Source organism: Arthrobacter sp. 9AX (assembly GCF_902506095.1).
Classification (GTDB): Bacteria; Actinomycetota; Actinomycetes; order Actinomycetales; family Micrococcaceae; genus Arthrobacter.
The window spans coordinates 3980914-3998475 of the sequence record NZ_LR733293.1; the positions used below are offsets into that span (position 1 = coordinate 3980914).

Sequence of the window (17562 nt, forward strand, 5' to 3'; positions counted from 1 at the left end):
ACTGTGGCAACCGGCGCGCAGTCTCTCAAGCCTTGGAGATCCGGGATGTCAACGACTTTGACCGTCAGCTTCTATCTTCTAAACGCCGCCGTATTCATCCTGGCCGCAACACGGCCGAGCAGCACATGGCTGGCCGCTGACAGAAACCGTGGATTTTGGCTCACCTTAATGGCCGTCGCCGGGCTCCTGTGCATCCCTGGACTTCTCGCGGACGCCGCCTTCCTCATCGGCGTCCTGCCGCGGATGCTCGCCAACCGGAGGCAAGTACAGGACCCAAGGGTACGTCCCAACCCCTTCATCAAGCGCTGAACGGAAGCAACCCATGACGTACAACCCTCTGGCAGTAACAGAACCCGGGGAACCCGAATCCTTCGCCTATGCCAGCATCGACGCTTCCATGCGCCTCATCTGGGACGACCTGGACGGGGACATAATCGGCCCCATCCACGCCTCCCACGCTGAGGTTCGGCAGTACGACACCGCCCGTGGCGAGTACCGCCAACAATCCACCATCAGTGACATCCGGATGGACTGTTACGTCACCACTGCGCGCTTCGCGATGATCTGCACTAACTACGACAAAGGCGGGGGGTGGGTCGGGGGCGGCGCAGCACTTCTCCTCAACGCCGGCAGCAAGCTACTCGCTGCGGGCCGCAGCCGCGGCAGAGCCCTGGCAGGCCACCTCCGCTACCCCTGGCTGGACTCCATTCTGTTCCAACCCAAGGACGGGTTGTTTGGCGCGGAAACGCTGAGGCTGGCGTTCCATTCAGACGGAACCCCCATGTATCTCCAGCTGACTTTGGACAAAACGACCGACGCCACTGCGCTGGCACACGAAATCATGCAGCGGACAATCGCCTATCGACGTCGAGATACTCACCCGCTCGACAGAGACGAAACCGCGGCCCTCAACGCCCTTCTTGCTGCCGGCCCTGCACCGCTTCCCCAGAAAGGCACCATGGGCGCCTACCGAATCCCCACCAGTTGGCCCGCCGGCACAGCCGCACAATACGCCCCACGGAAGGGACAGGGCGACGAACCGCCAGAAAGTCTGCACTAAGCCCCACCGAAAGGTTTGCAATGAACGCCAAAAAAATCTTGACAGTAATCGGCCTCGTTCTACTCGCCATCGGAATCTTCAAAGTCTCTGTTTTGGGCTACTACCCGCGTGAAGCACCGATCTTCATCGGCATCCTGGCCATTGGCAGTATCTGTGCCTTCATCGGCCACAAGCTCCCCTCCAAATAGCAGGCCCCTTTTCTCCCCAACGTGAGGAACACCATGCGCCATCCGTCATCAACCACGTCCAATCGTCGCCCCAAGGCATGTGCAGCCCTCCTCGTCCTAAGCGCAGCCTGCTTGGCAAGCTGCTCAAATGCCGGGGCCACCACGTGCTCCGAGTACGCAGCGAAGACGTACTCGGAAAAACAAAACACCTCCAAGGCACTCCTTCAGGAACACGACCTGGAACCGAACGACGTCGGAAACACCGTAGGCCTCAGCAAGGCTCTCGACTCCTATTGCGGACTCACTGGCGGTTTCCAGCCTGGCAGTTCCTCCAAGAACGTCAGCAGCACCCTTGACAAAGCCGTTGACTGGTCGGCAAAGCGGTGGTGAGCGTCCCCGACCAACTGCAACCCGAAAAGGATGTCCCCTCTTCCGCGGACACCTGCCACCAAAACCGGGCACCAGCAATTCCGAGCGAAACGCAGACGCCTAAATTCCCAACAGCCGCGAACAAAATGGAAACCAGGCGGGACGCATGAGTCGACGCAAAGCGATAATCCTGGTCACCATCGTGGCCGGACTGCTGCTGGCCGCTGCTCTCGCGCTTTGGACGGTCAAATCATCCCCCGGACCCGAAACAGCTCCAGTAGCACCAACTCAAGAACCAGCAGCGGATCCGCAAACCGCCCCACCACCTCCCCGAGTGCCCGGAGGAGACAACAACGCGGTTACGCCCTCTGGCAGGGAGCTTAGCGACCTTGAAGCAGCCATGGCATCAGCCGACACGTCGGAGCTTGCTCCCTACCTGCCCCTTAGCCCTGGCCAGAGTGCAGAGAGTAGCTTCGCGTCCCGTCTGGCAACACTGGGGCTCACTGTAGATTCCTCGTCGCTCGCGGAAACCGCGACGGACATTTGGTCAGTCGCAGCTACGGATTCCGGCGGCCAGCGCTGGTCTATAGGCCTCGTCCGCACGGACGGGCAGCTCCGCATGTTTTCCGCTGAAGAGGCTACGAGATGAAGAAACTACTGTTCGCAAGTATTGCCCTTGTTCTAATGATCACGGTGCCGGCGTCCCCGGCTAACGCACAAGGAAAAACGTCTACGCAAACTGAATGTCGCCACACCCAACCTTCCCCGCTTCCAGCCCAGATCACTGCTCGCCCCGTCGTTTACGTACATGGGTGGCTGGGATCGGCCTCGCACCACGAGGACGGCCCCGAGCTGCTGGAACAGGGTCTTGGCCCTGGCTACAAGGTTTTCGCTTTCGACTACTCCTTCGCCAACACGATATGGGGCGGCTCTGGAGAGGCGGCCTCCTGTCTTGCCGACTATATTCGCCAACTCTCCTCCGCCATGCCCGAGGGCGACCGGAAAGTTCTTGCGGTCGGCCACTCAATGGGCGGGATCGTCATCCGTGCCGCTGCCGGTGTTCTCGCTCAATCCGGTCAGGGCAGCATCCTGGGCGGGGCAGTGAGCCTGGGTACGCCATATGCCGGATCACCATGGGGCGGGACGGCTTATGCTGACATGCTCCAAGGAACTGACAGCGCTGGCCTTGATCCTGCAAAGGTTGGAATGCCCAAGGCGGAAACCTCTGCCGCGACATGTCTAGCCGTTCCCCTTCCAAGCAACTGTGCGACTTTCCCTTACCTCCCCGCCAACACAAAATACGCCATGGTCGGATCCCAGATCATCATCGAAAGGCGCCTTTTCGGGCTCCGATTCATGTCAGCCGACATACCCCTCTTTGGGGACGCCATCGTCCCCAAATTGTCAGCGACCGGATACATCGATACATCCGCAAACACCCGCCCATCGGGCAAATTTTGGGGCGAGACAATCGTCGAATGTAAACACACGGCCGGATATCTTTCCCAGCAGCTACTACGGACCCGCTCTGTCGCAGGCACTGCTGCTTCACTTATCGGAACCACCATTGAAGCGCTGGGAGACCAGCGCGCTCTGGACATGATGAGGGAGGGCAAAGCCGATGCATCTCAAATACCTCTCCTCATCCACGGCGTCTTCTCAGACTGCTTTCACAACGCGCTCCCCGAAAACGAAAAGGCGATAACCGCAGTCGTGGGCTACTTGAAGAAGATGGAGCCGGCGATCACCAGCACCACGAATGGGTCCGGCCCCTCTACTGATGAAGGCCAAGACCTGGGCGATCTTTCCGCCCTATCCGGGCGGTGGCAAGGTCCTGTCTACGGAGCTCAAAAAGGCTACGATCTCGTGCTCGAGCTAAACCACGTAAACGGCACCCTTTCGGCAACTGTTGACTACCCGCAGCTGAACTGCAGCGGAACATGGACCCAAACGGACCGGACCGGCACGTCAGCACGATTTGAAGAACGAATAGACAACGACAAAAACAACCGTTGCGTAAAACGAGTAGATGTCACTCTCACAAAAACTTCCGCAGGTCCTCACATCCGGATAAAAGGCATCGTCGGATTCATAGAGGCCGACCTCGTTAGGCAATAATTCCGAGTCCGTTCCAGCACCGCCGGCGTCAGACAACCCTCTTCCAAGGGATTAACTCTGCGGATCACAGCAGCTAGGACATCTACCGGGAGCCCGTCCCTACCCAGCTCTACCGATGGAAAAAACATGAAAAAACGAATGACCATAACTATCCTGTCAGCAGTATTGGGGCTGACAGGGTGCACAACTCAAGGACCGGAAGCAGCACAGACTGCTGGGGCGGCACTAACCACGGAAGCCTTCACCCCTAACCCACGAGTCCCGCTGCGGAACTACACCGCAGAGCAAATACTCCAGGTACTCGAAGGATTACGGGACTCGGAAGGCACCAAACCCGCCCAACTGCTAAGCCATCAAGCCATGGTGGCGCAGTCCGATGCCAACGCAGCGAAGACGATGCCCACGACGCTCACACCCGAAATCGACCCGGAGAGCTGCACGCCGTTTGTCAATCTCGCGCCCACTTTGGAGGACGGCCTAACTACCGGGACTGCTATGTTCTCGTCCCCTACAGGAATGACGACGATGATCATGGCCGCCGTGGACCCCGTCAACGGCCATGATAAACGCGCAGAGAATAACGCCTCATTGATACAGGAGTGCGGGAACCTCACCCTGAAAATAGCCGGTCAGGAGGCCAAACTGACAATGACTGAAGTTCCGCTCGAAATTGAATCGGAAAATTCCTTGGCGGTACGTGCAACTGGAACGATGGCCGGAACAGAGCTCAACATGGTGAGCTTCACCGCCAACACAGGCAGCGTTCTCCTCAGCGGGGCGGCCATCTCAACCGCGAATTTTGACGAGCCCGCCGTACTACAGGACCTGTCCCTGATCATCCAAGACGCCCTCGACCGTTTCGCGGAGCTCCCGGCGACTTCGACTGCAAACAGAAATTTTTCTGCTACACCCCGGTAGCCGGAACCGCGAACACCAGCCCAACGACCTGGGCTGGAAAAATGACGCACACATTTAGTGAGATATCGAACAGAACAGGAACAAGACATGAGCCAACCCGAAGCCAGCCCGTATCCGGAAAAGCCTGTGGGTCCTCCCGCCGTCAACAACATGCCACACGGCGCTCTTCCTTCAACAGGGAGCCCCACGCTCTATAGGCCACCGGTGCCTCCGTCCGAGTACCAGCTGCATCCCCTCGACGACAAGCAATGGGGAACGTTCGCTCACTTCGGGGGGCTGGCAGGCTTCATCCCCACTCTCGTTATCTACCTCGTTTTTAAGGATCGAGGCCGTTTTGCCCGCCAAGAGTCTGCGGAAGCCCTCAACTTCCACATCAATCTCGCTGCTGCAAACATCCTCTTCTTAGTCTTCTCGCTCATCCCCATCATCGGGTTACTGTTCAGCCTTGCACTTTTCGGGTTGTGGATCGCCGTCATGGTCTTTTCGATCCTGGCCGGAATCTCTGCCGCCAGAGGCAACCCCTACCGCTACCCCATCCTGTTCCGGGTCATTAACTAAAGCCCGCGCTGACTCAAACATATTGGGGTAGCTCTTCATCCGCGTAACGTTTGCGGCCGGGAATAAAGTCCAATTGAGTTAGATAGCTTACCTTCCTACTCTGCAACACTGCATTTCACCCGGAGCTGATAGTGGACCTTTTTGCTAGGGAGTTCGGTTGAAGCTTCAACGAATGTTCCCTGGATGGTCTACTTCATGCCTACCCGGACGTGCGGGCGCGGCGGGAAGCCTTCAGAACGGTCAACGCTCTGCCCAGCAGCTCCGCTTCTACACCGGGCAAATGAGCGTCCTCGCTGTCGAGCTAGGCGATGGCACCGGCAAAGCCGCACTTCGTCCAGATAGGGCACACCCCAACCTGACGCCGCGCCCGCCTGACCAGGGAGGTTTTGCCGTCGTCGGAGTCGGGGTCTTGTTCTCAGACACGTCCCGAGCCGCGTGAGGTGACTTCGCCATCCCCTGCCCTGGAGCGATTCCCCATAAGCCCACATTTCGGCTCTTTCGCTATCCTCGGGACGGACCGCCCCCTCAGTTTCCTGCCCTTCGGACTGTCAGGATGGAATCTGAATCATCATCGAGTTAGTGTCAATGAAACGGAATTGCACTCTATTCTGACAGCCGGCATTTCGGCGAGGCGACGTCCACGAAACCTCGCCAGATGCGGCGGGTACCGTACCCTCTTTCGGCTTGGATAGATCCTCCGACTACTTGACCGAATATCCGCTATCGGCTCTTTGAAATGGGCAGGGGAGTACCCCCTGGAAGGGGCTTTGGGGCTGGTTTCAGTCGTCGAAGCGCAGGGACTTGTCGGGGTTACGCCGAGGTGGGCGATAATCTCTGCTGCGACGTCGTGGAGTTTTTGGTTGCGGTGGCTGGAGGCTGTGGCGAGGAGTTCGAATGCTTGGTCGTGGGTGCAGCGGTTTTGGGCCATGATGACGCCGCAGGCAGCATCGATGACGGTGCGGGTGGCCATGGCTGTTTTCAGGTCGGCGTTCAGTTGTTCGACGGTTTCGATCCGGATGGCCAGGCGCAGGGTGCTGCCGGCCACGTGCGCGAAGTCGGAGGCTTCGTCGATGATCTCGGCGGTAAAAACGCCGGTGGCGGTGGCGAAAAAGTTCAGCACGGCTTCGGACGTTTCCCCCAAATCCATCGGGACGCCCAAAGCGCTGCGGCACCCCTCGGCGGCCAGGGCGCGGCTGTAGTCAGGCCAGCTGGTATCGGTGGACACGTCAGCCAGGAGCACCGGATGGCCCACGTTCAGGGCCTCCAGACATGGGCCTTGGCCGAGGCTCTGTTCGATGCGGTCAAGCATGACTGCCTTCTCACTGCTGCCCGCGACGGTGGCGGTGCGTCTGCGCCGGCGCAAGGTCACTGCGCAGTCGATGGTTTCGCTGGCGGCTTTGCTCATCGCGTCCGCCGCGAAACGGGTCACGCCGTTCAAGATACTTTGAATGTCGGCGCTGCCGGTTACCAGCCCGTGCAGGCTGATGATGTGCTCGGCGTGTCCGGTGGAGTCCATGAGCCTAATCGTAGGAACAACCCTGCCCCACGTCACCTCTATGTGCTGGCCGGCCCCGCGTCCCGACTGACGAGCAGCCCACTGTCCGGAAACAGGCTCCCGTTCCCGGTTGGCCGGCAAGGTGCCGTCCGGTACCGTGGATATCAGTAAGTAGGCTGATCAATTTGGGAGCAGTCGCCTACCGCGATGAGGTGGCAGGGATGGATGATCCACGGCATGGAGCGCGAAGCCTCGTAGAACTGAACATCATCAGTGTTGAAGGTCTTTGGCTGAGGTATTGGGGTAATGGCGGGATCGCGGATGCCTTCAATTTCGAGGCATGCCTTTACGAAGCCCAGGTACTCCCGGAGTATGAACTCGCTGTTCTGGCGTGGGTGATGGAAGACCTCGACGCGGAATCCTCCCGTTGACGCTGCCGACAGCAGACTTATCCTTGCCCTTGTCCCTTTTTGCCAGCCACTTGTAGTACGGCCCCTCATCCTGTTTCGGAGGTGCCCTGCGCGAGGCCGGTTAATGCTTGGGTCCGCAAGGGAGCCTTCACCCTCAACGGATGATACCTGTTGAATTGTTGGCCGCTTCGGTATTGGCAGAGCTTCTCATGGACGGCACTTCAGGGGTTGGAGCCGTCAGCCGCGAACTTTCCTGAGGTGCAACCTGTGCCGACGGGCCGGGGTTTGGCCCATTACCGGGCGGACGCGTCGCCAGGGCCTGTGCGGACGGTTGCTGGTCGGATCAGGCGCACTCGGAGCCGAAGCCACGACCGAGGATCCCTTCCTGCGGCGCCTCAGCCTCAGCAGTATGAATACCGTTAAACCGATCCAGGCCACTGCTGTGCCGAGTACCAGGATCAACGCCGGGATCGTATCCATGACTGAGTGTAAGCCGCGCAGCGACTGCGCGTGTCCCCTATTTTTGCGGGGCTTCTGCAGTCTCGCGGCCACGAGCGATGACCGCCCCCGCAGCGGTCAAAAGCAACGGATAGAAGGATTTTCAAAGGCCGTCGCGGGGTCGTACCTGCCTCTTCCGGCACTGGAGGCGGGGGCCGGATGCCGCAGCTGAGGAGAAGCCGGGCGGACGCCAGTGGGCGACTTGGGTGTGCAACGGCCATGGTCCGCCCCCAATGGAAAGCGGACCATGGCATCTTTTCGATGGGTCCGGAGGCGCTCCGGACTGGTATCAGCCCTATCGGTTGGTGCGGCCGTCGTCGTCGAGTTCGATGTTTTCCTTGCGAACTTCTTCGGTGACGGTGTGCTCTTCGGTTACTGTTTCCTTGTCCAGGCGGACTCTTTCGACCGGGACTGTTTCCTTTTCCACGACGGGGCGTTCCTCGTGGAGGATGACCTCGTGCTCTTCTTCGCTGATGGCAGGACCGGCCATCGCCGCTCCGCGGTTCTCCTCGGTGATGGGCTCGCGTTCGAGGCGGACTTCTTCGCGCTGGACCGGGACGGTGGTGGTGACGTTCTCGGTGACCACGTACTTGCGCAGCCTCGCACGCCCGGTGGCCTGCTTTTCGGTGCCTACGTGTAACTGCTCCTCGGAGCGGGTCATCGCGTCATCGGTGGTGGGACCGGAGGTGTCGTGCCCCACCGCGCCATGGGCTGCCGTTGTTTCCCGATCGGTGGTTCTCCGGTCGGTGGTGGCTCGATCGCCGGTGTAGGCGGCGCCGCCGGAGCGTTCGTAGTAGGTGTAGAGCTGGTCTTCCTCTTCGGGCTCAAGGTGGCCGTCGGGGGCGACACGGGGCGCGTCTTTGACCTTGTCCTTGGTGTAGGGGACGACGATGTCGTTGCCGTCCTGGGTCGCGGAGTCCAGCGGGACGAAGGATTCGTGGGTGCCGAACAGGCCGGTCTTGACGGTGACCCAGGTCGGTTCCGAGGTGTCGTCAGCGGCGTAGATCTGTCCGATGCCTCCGATCTTGGTTCCGTCGGAGCCGATGACGTTGCCGCCGGCGGTGGTCAGTGCAGAAAGGTTCTCAGTGCTGATCATGGTGTTCTCTTTCCTGTGCTGTTGATGAATCGATGTGTGGGGCAGCGGTGTTTAGCGGCTGGTCGAGCCTGCGGTGCGGGTGCTGTTGCGGGAGAGCAGGATGGCCAGGGCGATCATGGCGAGGCCGAGGATCAGGTGCAGCCAGTTGTCGGCGTTGTTGACCGGGACGAAGTTGGCGGGGGTGTCGTGGCCGGTGAGGAGGCCGTAAAGCCAGAGGATCAGGTAGACGACTCCGCCGTAGAGCAGGTAGTTCCGGGCCTGGGGGTTGGTGCGGGACATGAGGATCCCGGCGACGCCGAAGAGCAGGTGGACGATGTTGTGCAGGATCGAGACCTGGAAGATGCCCAGCAGGAGCGCTTCGGAGCCGTGCCCTGCGAACGAGAGCGCTTCGTAGTTGCTGGTGATGCCGGGGATGAAGCCGAGGACTCCTACCAGCAGGAAGACGGCCCCTACTGCCTGGGCTGCTCTTTGGAGGGTAGTTTTGGTTCCGGCAGCCCGGTTGGTTGTCGCCATGGTGTTACTCCTGTTGCGTTGTAATGTGTCTTTTGCCGATCCCGCCGGTGGCCGCCGCCTGGGGCGGACGGTGCGTTGATGTCGGGGCCCAGGTGTCGTGTTGTGGCGCCCTGCTCGGCGTTCCTGAGGCGGAGGATGTGTTGTTCCAGATGCCGGCGGAACAAGCCTTCGTCAGCGGCGCCCGACTCGATCCCGTCACGGATGAGGTTTTCAGCGGTGGCAAGGATGTCCCGCCCCTTGCTGGTGAGGTGGATGTCCGCACTCCGGCCGTCCCTGCCGGCCACCTTGGTCAGAAGCCCGAGGCTTTGAAGCCGGCTCAGCACCTTGCCCAGGCTTTGCCTGCTCACGCAGAGCGTTTCGGCAAGGTCGGTCGCGGTGGTGGGTTCACGTTCGGCCGCTGTTTCGAGTGCGTCCAGTGATCCGGTGGTCAGTCCGAGCCTGGCGAGGCGTCGGTTGAGACGCCGCTCATCCAGCCGCGCTGCGATGCTGACAAGCCGATGGGTGGCCCACCGCTCCGGGACGGCGCCCGGTGCCGGCTTCATGTGCCGCGGCCCGCAGGCAATGGATGGTTCCTGGTCGGGGCCCTGCGGTCTCCCCGGGAGATTCCGGGGAGACCTGGGGGCCCTGTCCTGGGCGCTCATGTGCTCTGGACGTTGTCCTTGGCATCTGCCGCGCGGTCTTTGACGTCGGTGACGGCGCTTTGGCCTTCAGTCTTGACGTTCTGCACGCCCTCGGCAGCGGTTGCCTTCACGCTTTCCATGGCTTCCTGGGCTGGTTCCTTCAGGTCCTGGACCATGTCCTTGGCGGCGTCGGTGACCTGGCTCGCCAAGGGCTCAGCAGCCGTTTTGAGCTGCTGGGCTGCCTCGCGTTCCCTCTGGCTGGCCGGGATCAGGGACGAGATCAGCATCCCGGCCCCGAACGCGATCAGCCCGGCGGCCAGGGGGTTGCCCTGGGCCTGGGCTTTGACCTGGGACGGGGCGGCGCTGAACGCGGAACCGGCATCCGAGAGTTTCGTGGCAACGGTGTCCTTTGCCCCGTGCAGGGTATCGCCGGTGGCGTGCACGGCGTTACCGGTGTGCCCAGTGCCGGAGGAAACCTTGTCCTGCACAGTGGAAGCCTTGTCCTGGACGGTGGAGGCCGCCGAATCGGCGACTCCCATAACTTTGTCCTTTACCCCCGCCACGGCGTCCCTGACGCTGCCCTTGACCTTTTCGGTCTGGCGTTGGACGACGTTGGCCGGGGTAACCTTGTCCGCGACGGCATCCACATTGGTGCCCAGGCGGGCGCGGGTTTCTTCTATTTCCTGACGGATTGCATCCGGGTTATCGCTCATCGGTTTACCTCACCTGGTTTTAGAGTTGGGGGAATTTCAGAGAGTGTCTCGCCCGTCTGGGGCATGCCCTTGATCTGCTTGAGTTCCTTGCGGCCGATCGAGGCCAGGACCGCCGCTACGATGCCCCAGATGACGGCGACAATCAGCGCGGCCCAGCCCAACGGCATCAGGGCGCCCAGGGCAAACATCAGCCCCAGGGACAGGAACAACAGGACGAAGTGCCCGGCCACACCGGCACCGGCGAGCATCCCGGCGCCCTTGCCCGCCTTGGTCGCGGACTGCTTCGCCTCGGCCTTCGCCAGCTCCACTTCCTGACGCATCAGCGTGGACAAGTCCCGGGTTACCTCGCCCAGCAAGTCCCCCAGCGAGGTGTTGTCCGCCTTTACATGCGCCTCGCTCGGCGGGGGCTCGGGAATCTGACTGCTCACAGGTGGCGTCCTTCCTTTGACTGTTCCAGATCATCTTCAAAACGCAGCGGCGTATCTTCGGCAGTTCCCGACGGCAACGTCGTCACGGACACCGGAGCGCCGCTGACAACGGGCTCGTCATAAAGATCAGCGCCACCGGCTGCGACGACGGTCCCCTGCCGGCCCGGAGCGGTCCCGGCAGCCTGACCGGCCCGGCCCACGGGTGAGGTTGCGGCCGCGCCCTGAGACACCGGGGCCCCTGCCTGCAGACCGCGCGCGAGGCGGCCCACGAGGATACCGGCCCCTGCTGCCAAAAGCAGGAAGGTGCCCGGCTTGCGGCGGGCGAACGACTGGACATCAGTCAAAAGCGCCGCCGGGTCCTTGCCCTCAACCCACGAAGCAACCGAGGACGCCCGCTCCGCAGCCTGCCGGGCCAGGTCACTGGCGATCCCCTGCTGATCCGGCGCCTGGGCCATGCTCTGCAGCTGGCTGGAAATGGTACGAATCCCCTCCGCCGCCTTCTGCTGCTGAGTACCGGCCTGGCTGGAAAGGCCCGACTTGGCCTGGGACAACAAATCCTTCGCGCTGGACTTCGCCTCGGCAGCGACGTTGGCGACTTCGTCCTTCGCGGTCTGCGCTACACCCTGCGCCGCTTCAGCAGCCTTACCTGCCACATTCGAAGCTTCTTCCTTCGCAGCGTCCTTCTTCGTCCCGGCCCCGGGAGCCGGCGTCGCGACCGGGGTCGTCGGGATTGCGGTGGTCGCCTCGGTGTCCTGCGAGGAGGACCCGGCGACGTTGGTCCACTGATTTTCCGTCATCATGGCTCTCTTTCTTCAAAGTCAGCTGCTGTCGTTGGGACCAGCACTCCACGCAATAGTAAGCATGGTTACTAATAAATAGTAAGTACCCTTGCTACTTTGTCGGTGAACCACAGGCCAGAGGCCCTCGAAACCCCGGGAACATCACCCCGGCAAAGCCTGCGGGTCGGCTGTCTTCAAAAGAGAACGTCCAACCGGCTTCCCCAAGCTAGAAGCACTGCGGGGGCCGTGTACTTGCTCATGCCCAGCAGATCCCAGAGACTTCCGCAGGAGTCGGGGCTAGGAACACCAGGACGCCCGGAGCGCGGAGCTGCGCGGCCCCGGTTCGATGGGGCCTCAAGGCGCTCGTCGTGCCACACGCTGGTCACGGCCGCCGTGGAAGCCCGGACCCATGCCCCGGACCTCGCTGATGATCGTTCGTTCAGTGAGAGAACACCCCCGCACCCTCGAGGGACCCCCTCAACTTCTCCAGGAAGGAGTGCGGCGTGCGCGGACTCCCCCCGGCCACAACCGGGGACAAGTCTCAGTGGTTATCCAGCCCTGCTACTGGGGGGGGCCTCCGCGAACGCCTCCCCGTTTGCGGCCGTGGGTAACCCGAACTCCGCACAGCGGTGGCCCGCCAGGGGTACTCTTCCGGGTCCGATAACCCCACCGCTCTCCGCTGCCTGCGGGTTCTCAATATTGCCTTGGACGTGGCGGAATCTTGATCCGATCTTGAGGCGCAGAAGGGATCATAAAGCTGCCCGTGAAGCAGCTGCGGTGCTTGGCCTGTAGGGGCAACTTCTGTAGCAGAACGGAAGCCAGCCTAAGTCCGGATGGTGTGCCGCAGGCTCCGCATAAAGAACCGGCGGCACACCATCGGCCGCACACCATCAGCCCTGCCCAGTGACCTCCGGAAGTAGCGGCAAGCTCTAAGCCACTGATCGGGATCACTTAGCGATCTCGTCGCTGTTGTTCAGGCCCTTTCCGCGCCCAGCCCCCTGCGAACTATCCCATCCGGGAGTGAGATGACTCGCCGCTACCACCACTACGTCACTGTCGAACAGGCCGCCGAAGCGCTGCACATCAGCGTCAACGAGGTACTGGCACTGCTCAACTGCGGACAGCTGCGGCGCTCCCCGGGCCGGTCCGGAGAGGCGGTACTGATCAATTCCATGGATGTCGAACTGGCAAGGAAACGGCTTGAAAGCCTCCGCCGGCTTGACGGGGACGTACAACAATAAGCCCGTCCAGGTGCTCGGCAAGTAGATGTTGCGTGAGCAGGGCAGGCCCGTCGCAGACCGTGGCAGGGCGTCTTTTGCCCGGATTTTTTGACGGGATCACTCGTGCTCACATGGTGACTTCGTGGCCGGTCCGGATGGTCAGGGCTCTCATGTACCCCTAGTGGGGCTGGTCCTTGACCTTGCAGCAGCGGCTGCCGGAGTATTTTGGTGTGGCGATGGGCACCCGAAACCGAGACCGGGAGAGGTGCCCGCGGCCGGCCGTGAGAGCGACGCTGTGGATTCTGTAGCGGGCCCGGCTTAGACGGGGGGGGCGAGGCCCAGCGCGGGTGCCGGCCGTAAAGAGGTTATCGTCGGGAGGAGGAGCAGATGCAAACAGTCGAAGAGACGATTGATGTTGAGGTCCCGGTGCGCACGGCCTACGACCAGTGGACCCAGTTCGAGTCCTTCCCCAGTTTCATGTCCGGGGTTGATTCTGTAGCCCGTCTCACTGACCGGATGAACCACTGGGTCGTAAACATTGGCGGAGCTCAACGTGAATTCGACACCGAAATCATTGAACAACGCACCGACGAGCGGATTGCCTGGCGCAGCACCGACGGCCAGACCCACGCAGGTACCGTCTCCTTCACCCCGCTGGAGACCGGGGCCACACGTCTATGGGTCCGTCTTGAATGGGCACCGGAAACCTTCACCGATAAGGTCGGCGCCCTGCTCGGATTCGACAACATGCAGGTCCGGGCAGACCTGCGGCGCTTCAAGGAATTCATTGAAGACAATGGCACCCAAACCGGAGACTGGCCCGGGTAGGCTCACTAGAGCGGACCAGACCGGAGATCTTTTGGTTTCATTCAGGCCTTGCCCCCATGTCCACTTGTGCTGGACATAAATGACGGCACCGAACCGGCGGCTCAGTTTGCAGAGTGCACAGCATGGACCGGCACGCCGGAACCTGGACGACCTGCGCGCCCTGGTCCAGGTCCTCATCCGGCGCGGAGTGAGGGTCGCAGGAATTCCCTGCAGTTACTCGTACTACTGTGCAAAATCCCGTGCCTTAGCTCTCGCGAGCTACTTTACGAAATCTTCATTATGGGCGTTGGGAATCGGCGGGGAGCGGCCGCAGGAGTGGGTGCGTTTGCCCTTGCCTGACGGTTTGTTTCGCCTATATTCATGCTTGTCGCCGGAACATTTTTGCGGCTCGCATTCTTGGGCAAAGGCAGCTATACGCGTGCAGGCTCCGGCACGACCGTTCCTGGTTCGGTTTGGCGCCGGGCCAGCCGGCGGGCGATTGCCGCGCAGACGATCAGTTGCAGCGCGTGGTATATGATCACCGGCAGGATCACCACCCCGCCGAGCGGCCCTTGGAACAGGATGGCGGACAACGGCAGTCCGGTGGCTAGGCTCTTTTCCGACCCGCAGAACATGACGGCCGTTGAATCCGCCGGGGTGAAGCCCAGCTTCCGGCCCGCCAGCGATGTAAGCCACAGCATCAGTGCCAGCATCGCCGCGCAGATTCCGGCCGTCACCACCAGCTGTTCCGGCGGTAGCCTGCGCCACAGGCCATCCGCCACGGCTCCGCCGAACGCGGCGTATACAACCAGGAGAATGGCGCCGCGGTCCACTGCCTTAAGCCCGGTGGCCCAGCGGTCGAGCCAGCGGGCCGCGGGCTTGTGGAGCAGTTGCCCCAGGACAAACGGTGCCACGATCTGCAGGACGATCTTGCCCACCGATGAGAGATTCATGCCGCTGTAGGTGCCCAGGACCAGGGCCACGAGGAGCGGCGTGGCTATCACCCCGAGCAGGTTGGAGATGGACGCTGCGCAGACCGCCGCTGCCGTGTTTCCCCGGGCAATCGCGGTGAACGCCGTCGCCGTCTGCACGGCAGTGGGGAGCATCGCTAGGAACAGCAGCCCGGCTACCAGTTCATGGGTGAGGTACCAGGCCGATCCGGCAGCCACTCCCAGCCCCAGCAGCGGAAAAAGGACAAAGGTCGAGGCGAGGATCACCAGGTGCAGCCGCCAGGCCTTCAACCCACGGATGGCCGCCGCGGCCGGTAGCCGCAGTCCACTGATGAAGAACTGCACCGCCACCGCGATTCCGCTGGCGGTGGACAGCGCAGGCATCGCCTCCCTGCCCGGCGGAAGCAGCGCCCCTCCGATAAGAGTGGCCAACAGCAGGAGGACAAAGAGATCCACCCAGCGGGGCCAGTGCCGATGTGGTCCGGGGAGGGCAGTCTTTTTTCCCATGTGCGTACGTCCTTAGGTGCGTAAGGATTAAAGAATACTGTAGACATCTATACGAAAGCGTCGGGCATGTAAACCCTGGGTAAACTCGCCCCGGAACTGCCCCTGCCAAAACTGTAGACAGTAGTCTGGAGGCATGATTCTGCAAGAGAGCCTTGTTTCCCTGGCGGCCAGAGAAATCCGGAAGATGATTGTCACCGGCGAACTGGTGCCCGGCGACAAACTCAATGAACCTCCCCTTGCCGAAAGGCTGGGCATCTCCCGGCCACCGCTTCGGGAGGCGCTGCGCACCCTCGAAAGCGAGGGGCTCCTCGAACAGTCTCCTCGGCGGGGCTACCGCGTGGTGTCCATGACGGACTCGGACATTGACGAGATCTACTCCCTGCGCCGCGTGTTGGAGATGTTCGCTTTGGACCTACTCCTCGCCGCCAATGACCCTTCGGCATACTCTGCACTCGATCCGATCATGAAAGCGATGCGCGCCGCAGCCAAGCGCGGCGACCGGGCCGCCGTGGTCCAGGCGAACATCGACTTTCACACAGCAGTAGTTGACGCCGCCGGCCATCGGAGGCTCAGCGACACCTACCGCTCCCTGATGGTGCAGATGCAGTTGTCCATGGCCGCTAACGTCCTGAACGAGGAAAGGACGAAAGGTGACCTCACCAAGGGGTGCGACCGGCACGCCGAGTTGCTGGAGCGCCTCCGTTCAGGGGAGCCGGACCGGATCCGGCGTGAATTCGAGGAACACGGGGAGCGCGACTACCTGGCACGGCAGGGCTCGGCTGACCGGAAGGCGGCAGGGGAATGAGCCCTTCACTGCTGGCGGGACTGAATGCCGGGTACGCAGACGCGACGGCCGTTGCCGAAGCCGTCCGATCAGGTGAGGTATCGGCCCTTGCCGTCCTTACTGAAGCTCGCACCCGCGCCGGATCCGAGCAGGGCAAGGCCCTCAACGCCTTCATCAGTGAGGACTGGGACGGTGCCGCGCGGGCCGCAACCGCCCTCGATGCCCGCAGGGCAGCCGGTGAGGCGCTTGGCCCGCTGGCCGGGGTTCCCATCAGCGTCAAGGACGTGATCGCCGTCGCCGGCTTTCCCGTCACCGCCGCCAGCCGGGCGTTCGCCGGCACAATCGCAACCACCACGGCACCGGCGGTGCAGAGGCTCCTGGATGCCGGCGCCATCCTGGTGGGCAAGACCAACTGCCCCGAATTCGCTTTCGGAATGACTTGCGACAGCCCGTTGCTGGGCAGGACGACTAACCCCCGCTTTCCCGCCGTTACCCCCGGCGGCTCCAGCGGAGGCGAGGCGGCGTCCGTTGCGGCAGGAATTTCCGCCCTCGGAGTCGGCACGGATTTCGGCGGCTCCTTGCGCTGGCCGGCCCAATGCGTGGGAATAGTCGCCTTGCGCCCGGGGATCGGGGCGCTGCCCGGCGACGGGCAGGTGCCCGGACTTGATGGAAACTTCGGATCCGAGGGCGTGCTCCCGGCTGTGAGCCCAGGCATGCAGGGATCATTCCAGACGGTGGGCCCCGTGGCCCGCTCGGTTCGTGACCTCAGGACGGCCTATAACGTAATGTCCGGAGCGGAAGCGGTCGCGTACCCACGGCCCCATCTGCGCCCACTTATTCGTGTTGCCTGGAGCGACGGCGGAGCCTTCGGTCCTGTCCGCAAGGAGGTCGCCGCCCTGATGACACGGCTGGCCACGGCAATTGCCGCCGAGGGCCACGCCGTAAAAGAGCAACCGGATCTGTTTGCCGAATGCCTGCCTACCTACAACCGGCTGCGCGAGCTGGACCCCATGCTGGATCACGCCGCCGCGATCGCCGGCAGGGAGGACTACATCTCCGAAGCCAACCTGAAAACTATCCGCGATTCGCTGGCCGCATCGCCCCCGGAAACAGCGGAGGCCCGCACCGCCGCCGAGGCTGCCCGTGCCAGGGCAATCCGCCAGATCAGCGCTGTTGATATCGCCCTGCTTCCGGTGGCCGCCGGCCCCGCCGCGGGACTGGACGGAACGCTGGACGTGGACGGTAAACGCCTGCATGGGTGGGAGATTATGGGCCAATGCCGGGCTGTGACCCTGACGGGCTGCCCCGTGGTCTCCCTGCCTGTGGGGCTTTCCACCGAAGGGCTCCCCCTATCCGTACAGGTAGTAGCTCCGCCAGGCGGCGAAATGGCCGCTCTCGCGTTCGCTGAGCTCCTGGAGAAACTGACAGCGGACCACCGCTAGTGCGGGCCCCGCAGTCGTCCAACGACAGACACGTCCAGCAAAGTGTCTACAGAATTCAGAATTAACGTTTCTGAAACGAAGCAGGCGATTCCCGGACATATGAAGCCCAT

General features: G+C 62.2%; 20 protein-coding genes. 12 read left to right on the forward strand and 8 right to left on the reverse strand.

Annotated features, from left to right (window positions below):
* The first annotated feature begins 45 nt into the window (after positions 1 to 45).
* The 7 genes from BACI348_RS18470 to BACI348_RS18500 all read left to right on the forward strand — a co-directional run bounded on the left by BACI348_RS18470 (position 46) and on the right by BACI348_RS18500 (position 5190).
* Positions 46 to 309: a hypothetical protein gene (locus BACI348_RS18470; protein ID WP_159828974.1), complete on the forward strand. Its 264-nt coding sequence runs from the start codon at positions 46 to 48 to the stop codon at positions 307 to 309.
* A gap of 13 nt (positions 310 to 322) precedes the next feature.
* Positions 323 to 1060: a hypothetical protein gene (locus BACI348_RS18475; RefSeq protein ID WP_159828977.1), complete on the forward strand. Its 738-nt coding sequence runs from the start codon at positions 323 to 325 to the stop codon at positions 1058 to 1060.
* 20 nt (positions 1061 to 1080) lie between these two features.
* Positions 1081 to 1248: a hypothetical protein gene (locus BACI348_RS18480; RefSeq protein WP_159828980.1), complete on the forward strand. Its 168-nt coding sequence runs from the start codon at positions 1081 to 1083 to the stop codon at positions 1246 to 1248.
* A gap of 111 nt (positions 1249 to 1359) precedes the next feature.
* Positions 1360 to 1617 (forward strand): hypothetical protein, encoded by a 258-nt coding sequence (locus tag BACI348_RS18485; RefSeq protein WP_159828983.1) that lies wholly within the window; start codon positions 1360 to 1362, stop codon positions 1615 to 1617.
* A 624-nt stretch (positions 1618 to 2241) separates the two neighbouring features.
* The gene (locus BACI348_RS18490; protein ID WP_159828986.1) at positions 2242 to 3714 is read left to right on the forward strand and encodes an esterase/lipase family protein; all 1473 of its coding nucleotides are present in this window, start codon (positions 2242 to 2244) and stop codon (positions 3712 to 3714) included.
* Positions 3715 to 3840: 126 nt separating this feature from the next.
* Positions 3841 to 4632 carry a hypothetical protein gene (locus BACI348_RS18495; RefSeq protein WP_159828989.1) on the forward strand — a complete coding sequence of 264 codons (792 nt, stop codon included), beginning with the start codon at positions 3841 to 3843 and terminating at the stop codon, positions 4630 to 4632.
* 87 nt (positions 4633 to 4719) lie between these two features.
* Positions 4720 to 5190, forward strand: a complete 471-nt coding sequence (locus BACI348_RS18500; RefSeq protein ID WP_159828992.1) for a DUF4870 domain-containing protein — start codon at positions 4720 to 4722, stop codon at positions 5188 to 5190.
* A 568-nt stretch (positions 5191 to 5758) separates the two neighbouring features.
* Here BACI348_RS18500 and BACI348_RS18505 read toward each other — a convergent pair.
* Complete coding sequence (locus BACI348_RS18505; protein ID WP_328699993.1) at positions 5759 to 6706, reverse strand: GAF and ANTAR domain-containing protein; 948 nt, start codon at positions 6704 to 6706, stop codon at positions 5759 to 5761.
* A 164-nt stretch (positions 6707 to 6870) separates the two neighbouring features.
* Between BACI348_RS18505 and BACI348_RS18510 the strand changes: the two genes are divergently transcribed.
* A complete protein-coding gene (locus BACI348_RS18510; RefSeq protein WP_159828995.1) occupies positions 6871 to 7116 on the forward strand; it encodes a hypothetical protein in 246 nt (81 codons plus the stop codon).
* Positions 7117 to 7888: 772 nt separating this feature from the next.
* Here BACI348_RS18510 and BACI348_RS18515 read toward each other — a convergent pair.
* The 6 genes from BACI348_RS18515 to BACI348_RS18540 all read right to left on the reverse strand — a co-directional run bounded on the left by BACI348_RS18515 (position 7889) and on the right by BACI348_RS18540 (position 11763).
* Entirely contained in the window at positions 7889 to 8689 is an 801-nt protein-coding gene (locus tag BACI348_RS18515; protein ID WP_159828998.1) for a YsnF/AvaK domain-containing protein, read from the reverse strand.
* Between the two features lie 51 nt (positions 8690 to 8740).
* Positions 8741 to 9202, reverse strand: coding sequence for a DUF4383 domain-containing protein (locus BACI348_RS18520; protein WP_159829001.1), 462 nt, complete (start codon positions 9200 to 9202; stop codon positions 8741 to 8743).
* On the reverse strand, positions 9139 to 9744 hold the full coding sequence (locus BACI348_RS18525; RefSeq protein ID WP_159829004.1) for a MarR family winged helix-turn-helix transcriptional regulator: 606 nt from the start codon (positions 9742 to 9744) through the stop codon (positions 9139 to 9141). Before BACI348_RS18525 ends, BACI348_RS18520 begins: the two co-directional genes overlap by 64 nt.
* Positions 9745 to 9839: 95 nt before the next feature.
* Positions 9840 to 10535 (reverse strand): DUF3618 domain-containing protein, encoded by a 696-nt coding sequence (locus BACI348_RS18530; protein ID WP_159829007.1) that lies wholly within the window; start codon positions 10533 to 10535, stop codon positions 9840 to 9842.
* Entirely contained in the window at positions 10532 to 10963 is a 432-nt protein-coding gene (locus BACI348_RS18535) for a phage holin family protein (protein ID WP_159829010.1), read from the reverse strand. The genes BACI348_RS18530 and BACI348_RS18535 overlap by 4 nt, the downstream gene beginning before the upstream one ends.
* Positions 10960 to 11763, reverse strand: coding sequence for a hypothetical protein (locus BACI348_RS18540; RefSeq protein ID WP_236557631.1), 804 nt, complete (start codon positions 11761 to 11763; stop codon positions 10960 to 10962). The genes BACI348_RS18535 and BACI348_RS18540 overlap by 4 nt, the downstream gene beginning before the upstream one ends.
* 1004 nt (positions 11764 to 12767) lie before the next feature.
* On the opposite strand from BACI348_RS18540, the gene BACI348_RS18545 reads away from it, so the two are divergent.
* Both BACI348_RS18545 and BACI348_RS18550 read left to right on the forward strand, forming a co-directional pair.
* Positions 12768 to 12983, forward strand: a complete 216-nt coding sequence (locus tag BACI348_RS18545) for a hypothetical protein (RefSeq protein WP_159829013.1) — start codon at positions 12768 to 12770, stop codon at positions 12981 to 12983.
* Between the two features lie 366 nt (positions 12984 to 13349).
* Positions 13350 to 13790, forward strand: a complete 441-nt coding sequence (locus BACI348_RS18550) for an SRPBCC family protein (protein WP_159829016.1) — start codon at positions 13350 to 13352, stop codon at positions 13788 to 13790.
* A gap of 410 nt (positions 13791 to 14200) precedes the next feature.
* Here the strand turns inward: BACI348_RS18550 and BACI348_RS18555 are convergent, their stop codons facing one another.
* On the reverse strand, positions 14201 to 15226 hold the full coding sequence (locus tag BACI348_RS18555; RefSeq protein ID WP_159829019.1) for a bile acid:sodium symporter family protein: 1026 nt from the start codon (positions 15224 to 15226) through the stop codon (positions 14201 to 14203).
* Positions 15227 to 15359: 133 nt separating this feature from the next.
* Here BACI348_RS18555 and BACI348_RS18560 point away from each other — a divergent pair, with 133 nt between their 5' ends.
* Positions 15360 to 16031, forward strand: a complete 672-nt coding sequence (locus BACI348_RS18560) for a GntR family transcriptional regulator (protein ID WP_159829021.1) — start codon at positions 15360 to 15362, stop codon at positions 16029 to 16031.
* Positions 16028 to 17452, forward strand: coding sequence for an amidase (locus BACI348_RS18565; RefSeq protein ID WP_159829024.1), 1425 nt, complete (start codon positions 16028 to 16030; stop codon positions 17450 to 17452). Before BACI348_RS18560 ends, BACI348_RS18565 begins: the two co-directional genes overlap by 4 nt.
* Positions 17453 to 17562 lie beyond the last annotated feature (110 nt).

What these genes read in the sequence shown, in the direction of transcription:
- BACI348_RS18470 (WP_159828974.1), top strand. Translation starts at nt 46, where the DNA reads ATGTCAACGACTTTGACCGTCAGCTTCTATCTTCTAAACGCCGCCGTA.
- BACI348_RS18475 (WP_159828977.1), top strand. Translation starts at nt 323, where the DNA reads ATGACGTACAACCCTCTGGCAGTAACAGAACCCGGGGAACCCGAATCC.
- BACI348_RS18480 (WP_159828980.1), top strand. Translation starts at nt 1,081, where the DNA reads ATGAACGCCAAAAAAATCTTGACAGTAATCGGCCTCGTTCTACTCGCC.
- BACI348_RS18490 (WP_159828986.1), top strand. Translation starts at nt 2,242, where the DNA reads ATGAAGAAACTACTGTTCGCAAGTATTGCCCTTGTTCTAATGATCACG.
- BACI348_RS18495 (WP_159828989.1), top strand. Translation starts at nt 3,841, where the DNA reads ATGAAAAAACGAATGACCATAACTATCCTGTCAGCAGTATTGGGGCTG.
- BACI348_RS18500 (WP_159828992.1), top strand. Translation starts at nt 4,720, where the DNA reads ATGAGCCAACCCGAAGCCAGCCCGTATCCGGAAAAGCCTGTGGGTCCT.
- BACI348_RS18505 (WP_328699993.1), bottom strand. Translation starts at nt 6,706, where the DNA reads ATGGACTCCACCGGACACGCCGAGCACATCATCAGCCTGCACGGGCTG.
- BACI348_RS18515 (WP_159828998.1), bottom strand. Translation starts at nt 8,689, where the DNA reads ATGATCAGCACTGAGAACCTTTCTGCACTGACCACCGCCGGCGGCAAC.
- BACI348_RS18520 (WP_159829001.1), bottom strand. Translation starts at nt 9,202, where the DNA reads ATGGCGACAACCAACCGGGCTGCCGGAACCAAAACTACCCTCCAAAGA.
- BACI348_RS18525 (WP_159829004.1), bottom strand. Translation starts at nt 9,744, where the DNA reads ATGAAGCCGGCACCGGGCGCCGTCCCGGAGCGGTGGGCCACCCATCGG.
- BACI348_RS18530 (WP_159829007.1), bottom strand. Translation starts at nt 10,535, where the DNA reads ATGAGCGATAACCCGGATGCAATCCGTCAGGAAATAGAAGAAACCCGC.
- BACI348_RS18540 (WP_236557631.1), bottom strand. Translation starts at nt 11,763, where the DNA reads ATGATGACGGAAAATCAGTGGACCAACGTCGCCGGGTCCTCCTCGCAG.
- BACI348_RS18545 (WP_159829013.1), top strand. Translation starts at nt 12,768, where the DNA reads ATGACTCGCCGCTACCACCACTACGTCACTGTCGAACAGGCCGCCGAA.
- BACI348_RS18550 (WP_159829016.1), top strand. Translation starts at nt 13,350, where the DNA reads ATGCAAACAGTCGAAGAGACGATTGATGTTGAGGTCCCGGTGCGCACG.
- BACI348_RS18555 (WP_159829019.1), bottom strand. Translation starts at nt 15,226, where the DNA reads ATGGGAAAAAAGACTGCCCTCCCCGGACCACATCGGCACTGGCCCCGC.
- BACI348_RS18560 (WP_159829021.1), top strand. Translation starts at nt 15,360, where the DNA reads ATGATTCTGCAAGAGAGCCTTGTTTCCCTGGCGGCCAGAGAAATCCGG.
- BACI348_RS18565 (WP_159829024.1), top strand. Translation starts at nt 16,028, where the DNA reads ATGAGCCCTTCACTGCTGGCGGGACTGAATGCCGGGTACGCAGACGCG.